The organism is Streptomyces sp. SID13666 (assembly GCF_010548325.1).
GTDB lineage: Bacteria > Actinomycetota > Actinomycetes > Streptomycetales > Streptomycetaceae > Actinacidiphila > Actinacidiphila fildesensis.
Map to the genome: position 1 here is coordinate 1 of NZ_JAAGLX010000062.1, position 17,196 is coordinate 17,196.

Genomic DNA, 17,196 nt, shown 5'->3' on the forward strand with positions numbered 1-17,196 from the left:
TGGACGAAGACTGCAGACGAGATCCTCGAACGCCTCGCCTCATATCTGAACAGAATTCCCGACTCAGAACACTAGGGCGTGTTGCGAAAGTCCCGCCTGGCCCACGACGCCTGGCACGCGCCCTCGCCGCGTTGTCGGGCTCGTCCACGTACGTCCAGTACGAGGACGACCCTCCGCCTTGCGAGCGCACGCACCGGACGCCGTGGGCCACGCCCTCCGGGCGAACGGCGCTACTTTCGCAACACGCCCTAGACGTCCAACTGGTCGGCCACCGCGCGCAGCACGCCCGCGATCTTGTGGCCGTGGGTCTTCTCCGGGTACCGGCCCCGCTGCAGCGAGCGCGCCACCTCCTCCAGGAGCGTGGTGAGGTCCTGGACGATCGGCAGCAGTTCGTCCGGCTTGCGGCGCTGCGCGGCCGCGACGGACGGTGCGGGTTCGAGGAGCGTGACGGAGAGCGCCTGTTCGCCGCGCTGGCCGTTCACCACTCCGAACTCCACACGCTGACCGGGCTTGAGCGCGGCCACCCCGTCGGGCAGCACCGACGAGTGCACGAAGACGTCGCCGCCGTCATCGCGGGAGAGGAAGCCGAAGCCCTTCTCGCTGTTGAACCACTTGACCTTGCCGGTAGGCACGTCCGACCTCGTCCTCATCGCTCGTAAAGCCCCCGAAAGGGCCCTGGATAGCAGTGCGGCAGGCCCGTCCTGACCGGACCTGCTCGTGCTACCAGCCTATTGGCCCGATGGCCCGTGACAAGACGCCGTGGTCCCCCATCTCTCTGGACCCGATCTACCCTGGTCGGGTGACCAACACACCTCACTCCCGGGGGACGACCCCCGCAACGTCCGAAACCCGCGGGGCGGGCGACGTCCTGGTGCGCGTCGGCGCGATCGTCTTCTTCGTGGGCGCCGTGAGCACGCTGGCCACCATGGTTCCGCTGCTCCTCGGCACCGACCCGCTGCCGACGCCCGCGTACTTCGTGTCGATGCTGATGGGCGCCGGTCTGGCGCTCGCGCTCGGCGGGCGGCTGCGCTCCGCCCTCGCGCAGAAGCGCCGGGTCCAGGAGGCCAGGGAGGGTCAGGCGGCCGCCGGCGCGTAGCCGGCGAACCAGGCGGGGAATTCGGTCAGGCTGTCCAGCACGACGTCCGCGCCTGCCGCCCGCAGCTCCGCGGCGTCGCACGGCCCGGTGGCGACGCCGACGGAGAGCGCGCCCGCGACACGGGCGCCGCGCACATCGCCCGTGTGGTCGCCCACATAGATCGAGGCGCCGTATGCGAGCAGCGCCTCCGCCTTGGCCTCGGCCCACAGCCAGCCGCGCACCTCGGCCTCGATACCCAGGTGGTCCAGGTGCAGCCTGGCGTTGGGCTCGTACTTGGCCGTGACGACGACCGCCCGGCCGCCCGCCGCGCGCACCGCGTCGACGGAGGCACGGGCTCCGGGCAGCGCGGGCGTCGGTGCGATGGCGTAGTCCGGGTAGAGCGCGCGGAAGCGGTCGGCGGTCTCCGCGATGGCGTCGGCCGGGAACCAGTGGGCGAGCTCCTGGTCGAGCGGCGGCCCGAGCCGGGTGACGACCAGCTCCGAGTCGATGAAGACTCCGGTCTCCGCGGACAGCCGGTCGAAGGCGGCCTTGATGCCGGGCCGGGAGTCGATGAGGGTCATGTCGAGGTCGAAGCCGACCGTGATCGTGGGGGTCCCGGGAACATGCGAAGCGGTAGTCATACCGCCATTCTCACCCCGCACCACCTGCACACCGAGCGAACCCCCAGCAGATCGATGTACCACACACCGATCAGCGCCCCGGGCACACACGGCGCGCGGCGCGAGCAGCCCGCGCGGGCCGTCGTACCCGCGCCCCCGCCGGAGGCGTCGGTCTCCCGCCGGCGGGAGCCGTCGCGGTACCTTCAACGGAGCGGTGGAGCCAGCGGTTTGGGCGGTGGGGCGGATGGGTGTCGAGAGCGACCAGCTCGTGTTCGACTACTTGAGCCGGGTCGGTGACCTGGCACAGACGACGCTGCCCGCTGCCCAACGGATGCGGCTCGTGGCGCAGTTGCGCCGCGACATCGACCGGGAGCGGGTCAGCACCTCGGGACCCGGGGCCGGGGACAGTCCGGCGGCCGTGCGGCGGATCCTGGGGCGGCTGGGTTCGCCGGACGAAGTGGTGGAGGCCGCGGCCGGCCGGCCGCAGGCACCGTCGGAGCAGCCCGCGTCCTTCCGGAAGGTCCCGCAGCAGCGGGACGACGCACCGGGCGAGCACGACTGGTGGAGCGTCGGAGCCCCGGCCGGGCGCCCGGGGGACGAGCTGACGGGGCTGCCCGGCATGACGGGCGGGGCGCACTTCGACTTCGACCTCGACGAGGAGGACGAAGAGGAGGAGGAAGCCGAGGCGCTCGAAGAGGAAGTGCTGGAAGAGGACGTCGAGGAGGCCGCGCCACGCCGTCGGCTGCTGCGCCGGCGCCGCATCCGGGAAGTAGGGGAACCGCTGGGGCGCGCCAACCCGATGCTGCTGCTGGCCGGCGCCCTGCTCGTGGCCGGTGCGGTGCTGGGCTCGTGGATTCCGCTGGGTCTGGGCTGGCTCGTCGCCTACTTCTCCCGCCGCCTGTCACGCAACCAGGCGAAGTTCGCGGTCTTCGGCATCCCCGGCATGGCGGCGGCCGGCCTCCTCGTCTGGCTGTGGGGCCGGACCGCGGGCAAATGGGGCGAGCCCGTGCCCCAGGGCACGATGGGCCAGGCACTGCAGGACGGGCTTCCGGTGGTGGTCAGGGTCGCGGCGGTCGGTTCAGCGCTCTACGTCCTCTGGCGAAGCCGCCACATCTGACCTGCGGCCGGCTCCCTCCCAACGACCCGGCCTGCAGATTTCGCCTGCCGGCCGCGGGGTGGGCGTCCGCCCCACGGCGAGGGACAGGCTCGCGGGGCGGGGGTGCGGGTACGTCAGCGCCAGCGGCGCCGCCACGCCTGCGGCGGGCTTTCCCCCACCCTCCCCCAACCTTCGGCCGGGGGTGCCCCCACCACCGCCGTCACGAATGCAGGCCACAGACACCACCCGCGCTCCCGCAGGGACGTCGGCCCCTGCCGCGCCGTTGCGCCTGCGGCGGACTTTCCCCCACCCCCCGCCCTGGTTCGCCTACCGGCGAGGTCGCCTGCGGCGGACTTCGGGCGCCGGGCCGGACGGACCTGTTGTGACGTGAGGGGGACGGGGCCACAGGGGGAGGGGTCCGAAATGCTGCCGTGTATGTGTGGGCCGCCGGGGGCACCCCGGCGGAAGGTTGGGGGACCGTAAACATACGATTTCGGACCCCTCCCCCGGAGGACCCGGCCCCCGGCACCACAACCACCCACCCGGGGGGACCGGTAATGTGGGACGGATGACCACCGAGCAGCCCGGCCAGCCCGGCAGCCGACCGTGACCGGCGGCGCACCCCGCACGTTGGCAGAAGATCTGCGGGCCCGCGGCGACGAAGCGCTGGCCACGCTCCTCCGCGCCCGCCCGGACCTGCTCAGTCCGGTTCCGAACGACCTCACGCAGCTCGCGACACGCGCGGCCACCCGCGCCTCCGTCGTCCGCGCCCTGGAGCGTCTCGACCGCTTCACGCTGCAGACCGCAGAAGCCCTCGCCGTCATGCCCGACGGCGGCGCCTACTCCGTGCTCCGCGCCCTGATGACGGGCGACGCCGCCGACAAGGCGACCGACGCGGCCCTCCCGCACGCCGTGGAGAGCCTGCGCGCGCAGGGGCTGGTGTGGGGCGGCGAGGACCGGCTGCGGCTGGTGCGCACCGCCCGCGACCTGCTCGCGCCGTCGGCGTCCGTACCGTCGCCCACCGGCCTGGGCCCGTCCGTCGCGGAAGCGACGTCCGGCATGTCGCCGGCCCGGCTGCAGGAGATCCTCGCCGACGCGGGGCTGCCCGCGACCCACGACCCGATGAGCGCGGTGGCGGCCCTGGCCGATCTGTTCAGCGATCGCAAGCGGATGAAGAAGCTGCTGGCGACGGCGCCGGACGGCGCCACCGGCGCGCTCGGCAAGCTGGCGTGGGGCCCGCCGTACGGCGAGGTCGGCGACGCCATCGCGCCGGTGCGGGCCGCGACCGCGACCACGCCCGTGCAGTGGCTGCTGGCCCGGGGCCTGCTGCTGCCCGCCGGGCAGCACAACGTCGTGCTCCCCCGCGAAGCGGCCCTGCACCTGCGGGCGGGCCGCGCGCACCGCACCGTCGAGCCGGCGCCGCCGGCCGTCACGCCCGTCGAACATTCTCCACAGGCTGTGGACGGCACCGCCGCCGGCCAGGCGTTCAACGCCGTCCGCACCGTCGAGGAACTGCTCAAGGCGTGGGAGACCGGCGGCCCGCCCGTGATGCGGGCCGGCGGTGTCAGCGTCCGCGACCTGAAGCGGGTGGCGACGACGCTGGACGTGTCCGAGACGATGGCCGCGTTCTGGCTGGAACTGACGTACGCGGCGGGCCTGCTGGCCTCGGACGGCGAGCTGGACGAGGCGTACGCGCCGACGCCCGCGTCGGACGACTGGCTCCGGCTGCCCGCGCAGGACCGCTGGACGGTGCTCGCCGCGGCCTGGCTGTCCGCCACCCGCGTCGCGGGCCTGGTCGGCAGCCGGGACTCCAAGGGCCGCGCGCTGTCCGCGCTCGGCCCCGAGCTGGACCGCTCCCTCGCGCCGGAGGTCAGGCGGCGCGTTCTGGAACTGCTCGCCGCGCTCCCCGAGGGAGCCTCCGCCGCCCCGGCGGAACTGCTCGACCGGCTGCGCTGGGACCGGCCGCTGCGCGGCGGCGCGGGGACGGACGCGCTCCGCGCGGAACTGCTGCGCTGGACCGTCACCGAGGCCGAGCTCCTCGGCCTGACCGGCCGTGGCGCCCTGGCCGGACACGCCCGCGCCCTGGTCGAGCCGGCCCGGACGGTGCCGCGCCGCCGCACCTCCGCGAACGCGAACACGAACGTCAACGTGGACGTGAACGCGGCCACGAACGCGGCCATCACCCCCGCCGAAGCCGCGGCGGCGGCCGCTGCCGCCGCGAGCCGCCTCGCGCCGCTCCTCCCCGAGCCCCTCAACCACGTGCTGCTGCAGGCGGACCTCACCGCGGTGGCGCCCGGCCCGCTGGAGGCACCGCTCGCGGAGATGATCGGCGTGCTGGCCGACATCGAGTCCAAGGGCGGGGCGACGGTGTACCGGTTCACGCCCGAGTCCGTGCGCCGGGCGCTCGACGCGGGGCGTACGGCCGCCGACCTGCACGCGTTCCTCGCCGAGCACTCACGGACGTCCGTACCGCAGCCGCTCAGCTATCTGATCGACGACGTGGCCCGCCGGCACGGCCGGCTGCGTGTCGGCGCGGCCTCCGCGTACCTGCGGTGCGACGACGACGCGCTGCTCAGCGAGCTGCTCGCGGACCGCAGGGCCTCCGGCCTCGGCCTGCGCCGCCTCGCGCCGACCGTGCTGGCCGCCCAGACCGCGCCGGAGACGCTGCTGGAGCGGCTGCGCGCGATGGGCTTCGCGCCGGCCGCGGAATCCGCCGACGGCGATGTCGTCATCACCCGCGCCGACGCCGTCCGCACCCCGCGGCGGGCCGCGCCCACCCCCGTCACCGACGGACCGCCGGTCCCGGACGGCACACTGCTCGGCGCCGCGGTGAAGGCGATCAGGGCCGGCGACCGGGCCTCCACGGCCGTGCACCGCGAGAGCGTCCCCGCGCCCGCGGCCCGCGGCGGGCTGCCCCGTACCGCCGCGGCGGAGACCCTCGCCACGATGCAGGCCGCCGTACTGACCGGCGACTCGCTCTGGATCGGTTACGTGAACGCGGACGGCGCCGCCAGCCAGCGCGTCATCGGCCCGGTGCGTGTCGAGGGCGGCTTCGTCACCGCCTACGACCACACCGCCGACGAGGTCCGCACGTTCGCCCTGCACCGCATCACCGGCGTATCGGAACTGGCCGACGACCCGGCCTGAAACGAGCCTGACACCGAGCCTGACCCCGAAAGTGCCGCGTCAGGCGGCCTCGCGCTTGCGCGGGCGGCGGGCACGACCCTCGCCGTCGGACGGGTCCCGCCGCTGCCACCAGTGGTGGCGTCGCGGATGCAGGGCCCGGCCCAGCCGCCGGCCGAGCAGCAGATAACCGACCAGCGCACCCGTGGTGTTGAGGATGACGTCGTCGACGTCGAAGGCCCGGCCCTCGACGATCGCGCCCTGCGCGGCCTCGACCAGCACCATCACCAGCGCGGTCACCAGCACCACCCGCAGCAGACCCCGGGTCTTCGGGAACAGCACCGGCAGCAGGATCCCGAACGGCACGCCGAGTACCAGGTTGCCGCCGATCTGCTTCACCGTGTCGCGGAACGCCGGCTGGTCGATGTACTGGCGGATGGAGTCGCCCGGCCGCAGATTCGTGTGGATGAGCTTGACCGACGCCGGCGACGGCTGCAGCGTCAGCTTCGCCAGCACCACGGCGAAACCGACCATGAAGACGAAGGCCAGCACCATCACCAGCGCGCGCGTCAGCCCGGCGGCGAACGACCGGGGCTCGCCCGGGTGGTCGCGGGGGTCGCGGGCGGGCCGGGACACCGGCTTCGTCCGCGGCTTCGGCACCCGCTTCGCGGCCGGCTTCCGTGTGTTCTTCCCCACGGGCTTCCACGACGTGGGCTTCCACCGGGCCCCCGCCGCCTTCGACCGCGGCTTGGACGTGCGTTTCGCCTTCAGACGATCGCGGGCCGGTTGGAACAGATCCGTGCGGGTCATGCGTTCCCCCCATTCAGGTCGAGGGGGCGTCTACCCCCTGCCCGCCGTCGTACGCAGCGGGCGCCACTGCCGATGACCGGGATGCGCGACACTGGAGGCTTGCCTCCATCACGAACCGAAGGGTGTGGCACTTGAACAACGGGCCTCTCATCGTCCAGAGCGACAAGACGCTGCTCCTCGAGGTCGACCACGAGCGCGCGGACGCGTGCCGTCGCGCCATCGCCCCGTTCGCGGAGCTGGAGCGTGCCCCCGAGCACATCCACACCTACCGGCTGACCCCGCTCGGCCTGTGGAACGCGCGCGCCGCCGGGCACGACGCGGAGCAGGTCGTGGACGCGCTCGTCGCGTTCTCCCGTTACCCCGTCCCGCACGCGCTGCTCGTCGACGTCGCCGAGACGATGGACCGTTACGGCCGCCTCACCCTCAGCAAGCACCCCGTCCACGGGCTGGTCCTGACCAGCACCGACCGGCCGGTGCTGGAGGAGATCCTCCGCTCGAAGAAGGTCCAGCCGCTGGTCGGCGCCCGGCTCGACCCGGACACCGTCGTCGTGCACCCGTCGGAGCGCGGCCAGATCAAGCAGACGCTGCTGAAGCTGGGCTGGCCCGCCGAGGACCTCGCGGGCTACGTCGACGGCGAGGCGCACCCGATCGAGCTCAAGGAGGACGGCTGGGCGCTGCGCCCGTACCAGCAGCAGGCCGTCGAGGGCTTCTGGCACGGCGGCTCCGGTGTCGTGGTGCTGCCCTGTGGGGCGGGCAAGACGCTGGTCGGAGCCGGTGCCATGGCGACGGCCAAGGCGACGACGTTGATCCTCGTCACCAACACCGTCTCGGCGAGGCAGTGGAAGCACGAGCTGATCAAGCGGACCTCGCTCACCGAGGAGGAGATCGGCGAGTACAGCGGCACCCGCAAGGAGATCCGCCCGGTCACCATCGCCACGTACCAGGTGCTGACGACCAAACGGAAGGGCGTCTACGCGCACCTGGAGCTCTTCGACTCGCGCGACTGGGGCCTGATCGTCTACGACGAGGTGCACCTGCTGCCCGCACCCGTCTTCAAGTTCACCGCCGACCTGCAGGCGCGGCGCCGGCTGGGCCTGACGGCCACCCTCGTCCGCGAGGACGGCCGCGAGTCCGACGTCTTCTCCCTCATCGGCCCGAAGCGCTTCGACGCGCCCTGGAAGGAGATCGAGGCGCAGGGCTACATCGCGCCGGCCGACTGCGTCGAGGTCCGCGTCAACCTGACCGACACGGAGCGGCTCGCCTACGCGACGGCCGAGCCGGAGGAGAAGTACCGCTACTGCGCGACGACCGCGTCGAAGCGGCGGGTCACGGAGGCGCTGGTCGCGAAGCACGCGGGCGAGCAGACGCTGGTGATCGGGCAGTACATCGACCAGCTGGACGAGCTGGGGGAGCACCTGGACGCTCCGGTGATCAAGGGCGAGACGTCGAACGCCCAGCGCGAGAAGCTTTTCGAGGCCTTTCGGCAGGGGGAGATCAGTGTGCTCGTGGTCTCCAAGGTCGCGAACTTCTCGATCGACCTGCCGGAGGCGACGGTCGCGATCCAGGTCTCCGGCACGTTCGGCTCCCGCCAGGAGGAGGCACAGCGCCTCGGCCGCGTGCTCCGCCCGAAGGCGGACGGGCACGAGGCGCGCTTCTACTCGGTGGTGGCGCGGGACACGATCGACCAGGACTTCGCGGCACACCGGCAGCGGTTCCTGGCGGAGCAGGGATATGCCTACCGGATCATGGACGCGGACGAGCTGCTGACGTAGCGGGCCGCCGGTTCGCGGTTCCGGGGGCCGGGTCCTCCGGGGCGGCGGTTCGAAATCGACTGTTCAGGGCCTGGCGGCCCACCAATAGCTCGGCAGCATTTCGAACCCCCACCCCTGCGGCCCCGGCCCCCTCACGTCACAGCCCGGGGGTGGCCGCGCTGGGTCGCCCATTGGCCCGCCGCAGGCATAACGCCGTGCCGGCCAGGAAGGCCAGGCCCAGGAGCGGGTACGGGGATGCCAGGGGTTGTTGCCACCAGGGGAGGTGGAGGTCGAGGTCGCCTTGGTGGGGAGTGAGCCACATGCTGCGGCAGGCGAAGGCGGCGGCGGTCGCGAGGACCGCGGCGCGGCGCCAGGGGAGGCCGCGGGTGTGGGCTGCCAGCAGGGCGAGGAGCGGGACGCACCAGACCCAGTGGTGCGACCAGCTGATCGGGGAGACCAGGAGCGCGGTGACGGCCGCGCAGAGCACGCCCCACGCTTCGAGTCCGCGGCGGGCGGCGCACGTGGCGACGGCGAGGCCCGCGGCGGCGGTGAGCGCGGCGGCGGCCACCCAGACGAGGCCGGGGTGCTCGGTGTGCAGGAGCCGGGCGAGCAGGCCCTGGAGGGACTGGTTGTCGATGATCCAGGCCTTGCCGACGCGGTCGGTCTCGTAGAGGCGCGTGGTCCAGAAGTCGACGGAGGCGCCGGGCAGCACGGCGATGCCGAGCAGGACGGTGCCGGCGAAGGCGCAGGCCGCGGTGGTGGCCTCGCGGGTGCGCCCGGTCAGGGCGAGGTAGACGGCGAAGATCGCGGGGGTGAGCTTGATGCCCGCGGCGATCCCGACCGCGAAGCCCTTGCCGCGGGCGCCGTCGGGCCGGGACAGGTCCCACAGGACGAGGACGGCGAGCGCCAGATTGATCTGGCCGTAGACGAACGTCTGGAAGACGGGTTCCAGGCACAGGGCGCCGGCGGGCAGCGCGATCAGCGCGGCCGGGTGGCGGGCGCCGCCGGGGCGGCCCGTGCAGCGCAGCGAGAGGTGGGTCAGGGCGGCGAGCAGCCCGAGGTTGCCGAGGACGAAGCCGCCGCGCAGAGCGCCGAGTGGCAGCCAGGTGGTGGGCACGAAGAGCAGCGCCGCGAAGGGCGGGTAGGTGGCCGGGAGGTTCCACCGGGTGACGCGGAAGCCGTAGAGGTCCTGGCCGGAGGCGACGGCGGCGCCTTCGGCGCGGTAGACGAGCATGTCCGCCATCGGGACCGGATACGTCGAGAAGAAGAGCGCGTATCCGGCGAGGGCCAGCGCGAGGGCCAGCAGGGCTGCCAGGACGAGCAGCAGGCGGCGGGACAGGGCGCGTACGGAGGGTGGCGCCGGGTGCACCTCGCTGAGAGCGGTCACCGCCGCGACGTTAGTGGACCGCCGGGTGGGGGCCGTGCTCCGTCCTGGGTCAGCGGTGCTTGCCCTCGCTGCCCAGGAGGACGACCTCGACGGCGGTCTGCGCGAAGACGCGGACGGCTCGCAGGGTGCTTCCCAGCAGGTGGCGGGGGTGCTCGTGGTGGGTGCCGAGGGCGGTGCTGCCGGCGGCGGAGGGGCCTGGGGTGAAGGTTTCTGTGGTCATGTCCCTACGGTAGGAAATCCGCCGTTTGCAGTACATCGGGCGGAAGTCTGAAGTCTCCCGTGTCACGTACGCCTCTGGGTTGACGTCCGTCCCCTAGGGCGCACCCGGGGTGAACCCTGAGGGCCTCCGGGGTGCCGCTCCGGTTGCGGGAAAAGCATTCGCGGTGCGGCGGGCGGGAGCGTAAGATCCACCGTCTTGCCGCCTCCCGATGGGAGCGCCGCCGGCCGGACGGAAACCGGTCGGCTTCTCTCTTCTTCCCTGCGTACGCACAAGCCGGAGGCAATGCCGTGCCCCTGCACGACCCCGACCACGCCCAGGACGCGAACCCGCTCCGGGCCGAACAGACCCACCTCGCCGAATCCCGTTCCGCGCTGACCGCGATGCGCGCCGACGTGGAAGCGCTGGACATCTCCGATGTCACCGGCAACTGGGTCAACGCCAAGATCCTCGCCGCCGAGATCGACAACCGGATCAAGGCCCTCGCCGACCTCTCGCACACCCCGCTGTTCTTCGGCCGGCTGGACTACCTGCACGCCCCCGGCGTCGGAATGGGGAGGGGCAGCGCGAAGCGCTCCGATGGAAGGGTGGTGGCGGGAGACGGGCGGGCCGAGGGCGCCGAGGGCGAGCAGTTCTACATCGGCCGCCGCCATGTGCACGACGCCCACGGCGACCCCATGGTCATCGACTGGCGGGCGCCGGTCTCGCAGCCCTTCTACCGGGCCTCGCGCGTCGAGCCGATGGACGTCCGGCTGCGCCGGCGGTTCGGCTACACCGGCGGCGAACTGACCGCGTACGAGGACGAGCACCTCACCGACCCCGCCGAGGCCAGCACCTCCAGCAAGCTGCTGCAGACCGAGATCGAACGGCCGCGCGTCGGCCCGATGCGGGACATCGTCGCCACCATCCAGCCGGAGCAGGACGAGATCGTCCGCGCCGGCATCGGCGGCACCGTCTGTGTGCAGGGCGCCCCCGGCACCGGGAAGACCGCCGTGGGCCTGCACCGTGTCGCGTATCTGCTGTACGCGCACCGCGAGCGGCTCGCCCGCACCGGCACCCTCGTCATCGGGCCCAACAAGTCCTTCCTGCAGTACATCGAGCAGGTGCTGCCGGCCCTGGGCGAGCTGCAGGTCAAGCAGGCGACGGTCGACGACCTGGTCGCGCACGTCACGGTGCGCGGCACGGACCCGGCGGAGCGCGCCCGGATCAAGGGCGACGCCCGGATGGCGGAGGTGCTGCGGCGCGCGGTGCGCAGCGGCATCCGGATGCCGAAGGAGCCGATCGTCGTGGTGCGCGGTTCGCGGCGCTGGCGGGTCCCCGCGTACGAACTCGAAGAGCTGGTGCGGGAGCTGATGGAGCGTGACATCCGGTACGGCGCCGCCCACGAGGCACTGCCGCAGCGGATCGCGCACAACATCCTCGTCCGGATGGAGGAGTCCGGGGAGGCGCCGGACGACCGCGTCCAGGACGCGGTGGCCCGCAATCCTGCCGTCAAGGCCGCGGTGAAGGAGGTCTGGCCGAAGGCCGACCCGGCGAAGACGGTGCTGCGGCTGCTGTCCGACGCCGAGTTCCTCGCGGAGTGCGCGAGCGGGATCCTGACGCCGGAGGAGCAGGCGACGCTGCTGTGGGAGAAGCCGCCCCGCAGCCTCGCCTCGGCGAAGTGGTCCCCGGCCGACACGGTGCTGATCGACGAGACGCTCGACCTCGTACAGCGCACCCACTCGCTCGGCCACGTGGTGCTCGATGAAGCCCAGGACCTGTCCCCCATGCAGTACCGGGCGGTCGGACGGCGCTGCTCCACCGGTTCCGCGACGGTGCTCGGCGACATCGCGCAGGGCACCACGCCGTGGGCGACCGCCAGCTGGGAGGAAGCCCTTACGCACCTGGGCAAGCCGGGCGCCCCGGTCGAGGAGCTGACCCGCGGCTTCCGTGTGCCGCGCGGCGTGATCGCCTACGCGTCCCTGCTGCTGCCCACGATCGCCCCCGGGCTGGCCCCGGCCACCTCGGTCCGTGAGTCGCCCGGCGACCTCGTGATCCGCCGGACGGGCGCGGAGGAGCTGGACGCGGCCGTTCTCGCGGCCTGCCACGACGCCCTCGCGTACGAGGGCTCCATCGGCCTCATCGCCGCCGACGAGCGCATCGCGGCGCTCGCCGCCGCCCTGGAGTCGGCCGGCCTGCCGTACCTCGCCCCCGGCGAGGAGACCTCGGCGCAGGCCCGGCTCACCCTGGTCCCGGCGACGCTCGCGAAGGGCCTGGAGTACGACTACGTGGTGCTCGACGAGCCTGCCGCCATCGTCTCGGGCGAGCCGGACGAGCGCACCGGGCTGCGCCGCCTCTACGTCGCCCTCACCCGGGCCGTCTCCGGCCTCGCGGTGCTCCACGCGAAGCCGCTGCCGGAGGAGCTGGCCGCTGGGGGCACCTCCCAGCGTTAGCTGGGGGACGAACTAGGCATCCGGCCGGCCTCCACCCTGACCAGCAGATATGAAGAAGTTGTCAGGTCGCGGTCGCGATCGTGTTCGGGCCGCTCGATGCGCTTACGCTCGCCCTCATGTGCGCACACGTGCTGGTGGCCGAGGACGACGAGAAACAGGCCGAGCTGGTCCGCCGCTATCTGCTGCGGGAGGGCCACACGGTCACCGTCGTCCACGACGGGCGCGCCGCCATCGAGGAGGCGCGCCGCCGGGAGCCGGACCTGCTCGTGCTCGACATCCAGATGCCGAGGGTCGACGGGCTGGACGTGGCCCGCGTCCTGCGGGCCGAGTCCGACCTGCCGATCCTGATGCTCACCGCCCGCTCCACCGAGGACGATCTGCTGCTCGGCCTCGACCTGGGCGCCGACGACTACATGACCAAGCCGTACAGCCCCCGCGAGCTGATGGCCCGGATCCGCACCCTGCTGCGGCGCAGCGGCGCCCGCAAGCCGGATGCCACCTCCGACGCCGTACTGCGCGTCGGCGGACTCACCGTGGACCCGGCGCGGCACGAGGTGACCGTCGACGGCAGACCCGCCGACTGCACCCCCGGCGAGTTCCACATCCTCGCGGCCCTGGCCGCGCTGCCGGGCCGGGTCTTCAGCCGGGCCCAACTCCTGGACCACGTCCACGGGTTCGACCGGTACATCACCACCAGGACGGTGGACGTGCACGTCATGAACCTCCGCAAGAAGATAGAACCGGACCCCCGCCGGCCGCGCTATCTGGTGACGGTCTTCGGCGTCGGCTACAAGCTGACGGACGGCGGGCACGATGGCCCGTGAACCCCGGCCGGCCCGCGGCAAGGTCCCGTTCCGCAGGAGCCTGCTCGGCCGGCTGCTGTTCTCCTTCGTCCTGGTCGCGACCTGTTCGGTCGCCGCCACCACCTGGCTGGCCGTCCAGACGACCTCCGGTTCCATCCAGCAGGAGCAGAGCCGCTATCTGGCCAACGACGCCCTGATCTACGGCAAGCTCGCCGAGTACGCGGCCACCCACGCCAACTGGGACGGCATCGCGCCCACCGTCCGCCAGCTGGCCGCCACCACCCAGCGCCGTATCGCCGTCACCACCCAGGACCGGCGGCCGGTCGCCGACTCCGCACCGGCCGGCTCCCCGCTCCCGCAGACCCAGTCGGCGGCCCTCGACCCGCTGCACGTCGACGCCACCATGGTCCCCGGCGCCACCGCGGGCGACATCGACCCGCGCGCCGTCGGCCCGTTCCGGCTGCTCCCCGCGGAACGCAAGCAGCTGCACGACCTCGCCCGGCGCAGCGTCTCCTGCCTCGCCGACTACATGATCGCCGGCGAGATCGCCGACGGCCCCAGCGGCCGCCCGCACATCAAGGTCGTCGGCGGCGACCCCTCCGACGTGCTGGACGAGTCCTGCAACGGCAGCAGGCTCGCCGCCCCCACCGCCACCGAGAGCTCCGCCCTCGCCGACCTCAACTCCCGTCTCAAGAAGTGCCTCACCACCGAGAACCTGCCACTCCTCGAACTCAACCCCGACCTCACCTGGGGCCGGACGGGCGCCGCAGCTGCCCAGGGGCCCACCCCCGTCCCGACGCCCAGCGCCGTCCGGACGCCCCGGGCCGTTCCGGCCCCCGCCGTCCGCGACCCCAAGGGCGGCGGCATCACCGAACGCAAGACCGCCGACTGCGTCGACACCGCGCGCCGCGACCAGCTCCGCGAATTCGTCGCCCCCGCCGCGTACCTCTTCGTCACGGACCCGAGCGGCGCCACCACCCCCGGCTTCGCCCTCTCCCGCTCCAACACCCTGCGCGTCGCCGGCGTCGCGGCCCTCGTCCTCGCCCTCGCCGCCGCCGTCACCCTCCTGCTCGCCGCGCGCCTCATCCGCCCGCTGCGCGCCCTCACCGACGCCGCCCAGCGCATGCGGGACGGCGACGACTCGGCGCGCGTCACCGTCGCCACCGGCGACGAGATCGGCCGGCTCTCCGCCGCCTTCAACGACATGTCCCAGGAACGCCAGCGCCTCGCCGAACAGCGCAAGGCCATGGTCAGCGACGTCGCCCATGAACTGCGCACCCCGGTCAGCAACATCCGCGGCTGGCTCGAAGCGGTGGAGGACGGCATCGCGGAACCCGACGACGCCCTCAACTCCTCGCTCCTCGAAGAGGCGCTCCAGCTCCAGCACATCATCGACGACCTCCAGGACCTGGCCGCCGCCGACGCCGGGACGCTCCGCGTCCACCCCGAAGCGGTGCGCCTCGGCGACATCCTGGAACAGGTCGCCGCGGCCCACCGCGCCCGCGCCGCCTCGGCCGGCGTCGCCCTCACCGTCACCCCCGGAGACCTCGGCCTCCAGGCCGACCCGGTACGCCTCCGCCAGGCGGTCGGCAACCTCGTCTCGAACGCCATCCGCCACACCCCGCCGGGCGGCAGCGTCTCCCTGCGGGGCTACACCGACGACGACCGCATCGTGATCGACATCACCGACACCGGCACCGGCATCGCCCCCGACGACCTCCCCCACGTCTTCGACCGCTTCTGGCGCGCCGAGAAATCCCGCAACCGCCAAACGGGAGGCAGCGGCCTGGGCCTGGCCATCGTCCGCCAACTGGCCGAATCCCACGGCGGCACCGCGACAGTCGCCTCCGCCGGCCGAGGCCACGGCTCAACGTTCAGCCTCCGGCTGGGCGGCGGGGCCTGAAGCCCGGCCCCCACCGCACCGTTGCGCCTGCGGCGAGCCGCGCCGCCTCCGGCGCGGGTGCGGGTACATCGCCCCCACCCCACCGTTGCGCCTGCGGCGAGCTGTCCCCGCCCTCCCCCAGCCTTCGGCCGGGGGTGCCCCCACCACTGCCGTCACAAATGCACGTCACCGACACGCGGCTACCCGCGGACCGTTGCGCCTGCAGCCGGGGCATCCCTACCTGACCGGGCGGCACAGGGGTGAGCGGGGGCTCGGGCTGGAACGCGAGGTGCCCGGGGCCGGAGGGGTGGGGGTTCGAAATGCTGCCGAGCTATTTGTGGGCCGCCAGGCCCTAAATAGTCGATTTCGAACCGCCGCCCCGCAGGACCCGGGCACCGGAACCAAAAAACCAACCCCGCCTAACCCACCGGCACCGGCGCATCCAGCAACGCCCGCCACTCCCTCATCGCACCCACGTCCACAGGGGAAGCCCAGCCCGCAGGGCGAACCGCCCCGCCGACGTGGAACGCGTCGATCCCCGCCGCCCGCAACGCCGGCAGATGCTCCCGGTTCAACCCGCCCCCCACCAGAATCCGCGGCTCGTACCCCGGCTCCGGCGCCGGCTCCGCCGCCGTCCGGGCCGCCTCGGCGACCAGCACCGCGAGGCCGTCGTCGACGCCCTTGGGTGACCCGGCCGTCAGATACGTGTCCAGCCCCGGCAGCCCCGCCAGCTGCAACCGGACCGCGTCGCGGTCCGCCGCGCGGTCGATGGCGCGGTGGAACGTCCACCGGCACCCGTCGATGACGTCGGCGATCGCGTAGACCGCCTCGAGGTCGGCCCCGCCGCGCCCGTCGAGGAAGCCGAGGACGAACTCGTCCGCACCCTCGCGGCGCAGCCCCTCGGCCGCCGCGCAGAGCGCGTCGATGTCGCCGGCGCCGAAGCCGTCGGAGAGCCGCAGCATGACGCGCAGCGGGATGTGCACGGCGGCACGGATGGCGGCGAAGGTCTCGCGGGACGGGGTGAGGCCGTCCGCGGCCATGTCGGTGACCAGCTCGAGGCGGTCGGCGCCGCCGGTCTGGGCCGCTACGGCGTCATCGACGCCGAGGGCGATCACCTCGAAAATTGGTCTAGACATATGACCAAGAGTGCCACAATCGTCACCCCCGCGCGAGCCCTCAGGCGCACAATAGCCACCATGGCTGTCACCCCCGCGACGAAGCACCCGCAGCATGCCGCATTGCTCACCCAATGGTGTGACCTGCTGCGCCGCACCCGGGTCGCCCCGATTTCGGACACTCCCGGCTCCGCCCCCACCGCTGCCCCCACCCCCGCACCCGATGCCGCCTACGGCGAGGACCTGCTCGGCCGGTGGAGCGAGGAGCAGCGGTGGTATCACACCACGGATCACCTGGTCGCCGTACTCGACCACATCGCCGAGCTGGCCGCTTACGCCGACGACCCGGACGCCGTACTGCTCGCGGCCTGGTTCCACGACGCCGTGTACCGCCCGGACCGCTCCGAGAACGAGGAGCGCAGCGCCCGGCTGGCCGAGCGGGCGCTGGCCGAGGCCGGGGTCGACGCCGCGCGCATCGCCGAGGTGGTCCGGCTGGTGCTGCTCACGACCAGCCACGACCCGGCACCCGACGACCGGAACGGCGAGGTCCTGTGTGACGCGGATCTCGCGGTCCTGGCCGGTGAGCCGGCCGCGTACGCCGCCTACGCCGCCGCCGTCCGCCAGGAGTACGGCTTCGTGCCCGACGACGCCTTCCGCTCCGGCCGCGCCGCCGTCCTGCGCCAACTGCTGGATCTGCCCCGGCTCTTCCGCACCCCGGTCGGCCACGAGCGCTGGGAGCACATCGCCCGCCGCAACCTCGGCACCGAGCTGGAACTGCTCCTCGCAACCGGTCCCGCGACCGACCCCGCCACCTGACCGGGCCGAGCCTGTCCGGGAATACGCGGGAATACGCAGGTCACCCGAGGCGCTGGTAACTGTTATGCC

At 73.2% G+C, this 17,196-nt stretch carries 14 protein-coding genes; 8 read left to right on the top strand and 6 right to left on the bottom strand.

Going from position 1 to position 17,196, the window contains the following annotated elements:
- Positions 1–248: 248 nt before the first annotated feature.
- Positions 249–632 carry a cold-shock protein gene (locus G3I60_RS46975; protein ID WP_138358916.1) on the bottom strand — a complete coding sequence of 128 codons (384 nt, stop codon included), beginning with the start codon at positions 630–632 and terminating at the stop codon, positions 249–251.
- A gap of 167 nt (positions 633–799) precedes the next feature.
- Here G3I60_RS46975 and G3I60_RS39780 point away from each other — a divergent pair, with 167 nt between their 5' ends.
- Positions 800–1,096 carry a hypothetical protein gene (locus G3I60_RS39780; protein ID WP_164608401.1) on the top strand — a complete coding sequence of 99 codons (297 nt, stop codon included), beginning with the start codon at positions 800–802 and terminating at the stop codon, positions 1,094–1,096.
- Here the strand turns inward: G3I60_RS39780 and G3I60_RS39785 are convergent.
- On the bottom strand, positions 1,075–1,716 hold the full coding sequence (locus G3I60_RS39785) for an HAD family hydrolase (RefSeq protein WP_164295837.1): 642 nt from the start codon (positions 1,714–1,716) through the stop codon (positions 1,075–1,077). The two genes, G3I60_RS39780 and G3I60_RS39785, sit on opposite strands and share 22 nt — an antisense overlap.
- A 223-nt stretch (positions 1,717–1,939) precedes the next feature.
- Between G3I60_RS39785 and G3I60_RS39790 the strand changes: the two genes are divergently transcribed.
- Both G3I60_RS39790 and G3I60_RS39795 read left to right on the top strand, forming a co-directional pair.
- Positions 1,940–2,812: a hypothetical protein gene (locus tag G3I60_RS39790; protein ID WP_164295836.1), complete on the top strand. Its 873-nt coding sequence runs from the start codon at positions 1,940–1,942 to the stop codon at positions 2,810–2,812.
- 609 nt (positions 2,813–3,421) lie between these two features.
- On the top strand, positions 3,422–5,938 hold the full coding sequence (locus tag G3I60_RS39795; RefSeq protein ID WP_203675017.1) for a helicase-associated domain-containing protein: 2,517 nt from the start codon (positions 3,422–3,424) through the stop codon (positions 5,936–5,938).
- A 39-nt stretch (positions 5,939–5,977) separates the two neighbouring features.
- Here the strand turns inward: G3I60_RS39795 and G3I60_RS39800 are convergent, their stop codons facing one another.
- Positions 5,978–6,610 (bottom strand): VanZ family protein, encoded by a 633-nt coding sequence (locus G3I60_RS39800; protein ID WP_343242004.1) that lies wholly within the window; start codon positions 6,608–6,610, stop codon positions 5,978–5,980.
- Between the two features lie 245 nt (positions 6,611–6,855).
- On the opposite strand from G3I60_RS39800, the gene G3I60_RS39805 reads away from it, so the two are divergent.
- Entirely contained in the window at positions 6,856–8,496 is a 1,641-nt protein-coding gene (locus tag G3I60_RS39805; RefSeq protein ID WP_138358904.1) for a DNA repair helicase XPB, read from the top strand.
- Between the two features lie 136 nt (positions 8,497–8,632).
- On the opposite strand, the gene G3I60_RS39810 is transcribed toward G3I60_RS39805, so the two are convergent.
- On the bottom strand, positions 8,633–9,718 hold the full coding sequence (locus G3I60_RS39810) for a glycosyltransferase 87 family protein (protein WP_164295862.1): 1,086 nt from the start codon (positions 9,716–9,718) through the stop codon (positions 8,633–8,635).
- A gap of 193 nt (positions 9,719–9,911) precedes the next feature.
- Positions 9,912–10,082, bottom strand: coding sequence for a hypothetical protein (locus G3I60_RS44825; RefSeq protein ID WP_187144921.1), 171 nt, complete (start codon positions 10,080–10,082; stop codon positions 9,912–9,914).
- Positions 10,083–10,369: 287 nt separating this feature from the next.
- On the opposite strand from G3I60_RS44825, the gene G3I60_RS39815 reads away from it, so the two are divergent.
- The 3 genes from G3I60_RS39815 (at position 10,370) to G3I60_RS39825 (ending at position 15,217) form a co-directional block, all read left to right on the top strand.
- Positions 10,370–12,511 (top strand): AAA family ATPase, encoded by a 2,142-nt coding sequence (locus G3I60_RS39815; RefSeq protein WP_343241458.1) that lies wholly within the window; start codon positions 10,370–10,372, stop codon positions 12,509–12,511.
- A gap of 116 nt (positions 12,512–12,627) precedes the next feature.
- A complete protein-coding gene (locus G3I60_RS39820) occupies positions 12,628–13,335 on the top strand; it encodes a response regulator transcription factor (protein WP_138358902.1) in 708 nt (235 codons plus the stop codon).
- A complete protein-coding gene (locus tag G3I60_RS39825; RefSeq protein ID WP_164295833.1) occupies positions 13,325–15,217 on the top strand; it encodes a cell wall metabolism sensor histidine kinase WalK in 1,893 nt (630 codons plus the stop codon). Before G3I60_RS39820 ends, G3I60_RS39825 begins: the two co-directional genes overlap by 11 nt.
- Before the next feature lie 398 nt (positions 15,218–15,615).
- Here the strand turns inward: G3I60_RS39825 and G3I60_RS39830 are convergent, their stop codons facing one another.
- A complete protein-coding gene (locus G3I60_RS39830) occupies positions 15,616–16,332 on the bottom strand; it encodes a copper homeostasis protein CutC (RefSeq protein WP_164608402.1) in 717 nt (238 codons plus the stop codon).
- A gap of 60 nt (positions 16,333–16,392) precedes the next feature.
- Between G3I60_RS39830 and G3I60_RS39835 the strand changes: the two genes are divergently transcribed.
- Positions 16,393–17,127 (top strand): hypothetical protein, encoded by a 735-nt coding sequence (locus tag G3I60_RS39835; RefSeq protein ID WP_138355910.1) that lies wholly within the window; start codon positions 16,393–16,395, stop codon positions 17,125–17,127.
- Positions 17,128–17,196: the final 69 nt, after the last annotated feature.

Coding starts and splice junctions, on each gene's coding strand:
- G3I60_RS39835 (WP_138355910.1), top strand. CDS start 16,393: ATGGCTGTCACCCCCGCGACGAAGCACCCGCAGCATGCCGCATTGCTC.
- G3I60_RS39825 (WP_164295833.1), top strand. CDS start 13,325: ATGGCCCGTGAACCCCGGCCGGCCCGCGGCAAGGTCCCGTTCCGCAGG.
- G3I60_RS39820 (WP_138358902.1), top strand. CDS start 12,628: ATGTGCGCACACGTGCTGGTGGCCGAGGACGACGAGAAACAGGCCGAG.
- G3I60_RS39810 (WP_164295862.1), bottom strand. CDS start 9,718: ATGGCGGACATGCTCGTCTACCGCGCCGAAGGCGCCGCCGTCGCCTCC.
- G3I60_RS39830 (WP_164608402.1), bottom strand. CDS start 16,332: ATGTCTAGACCAATTTTCGAGGTGATCGCCCTCGGCGTCGATGACGCC.
- G3I60_RS39785 (WP_164295837.1), bottom strand. CDS start 1,716: ATGACTACCGCTTCGCATGTTCCCGGGACCCCCACGATCACGGTCGGC.
- G3I60_RS44825 (WP_187144921.1), bottom strand. CDS start 10,082: ATGACCACAGAAACCTTCACCCCAGGCCCCTCCGCCGCCGGCAGCACC.
- G3I60_RS39790 (WP_164295836.1), top strand. CDS start 1,940: ATGGGTGTCGAGAGCGACCAGCTCGTGTTCGACTACTTGAGCCGGGTC.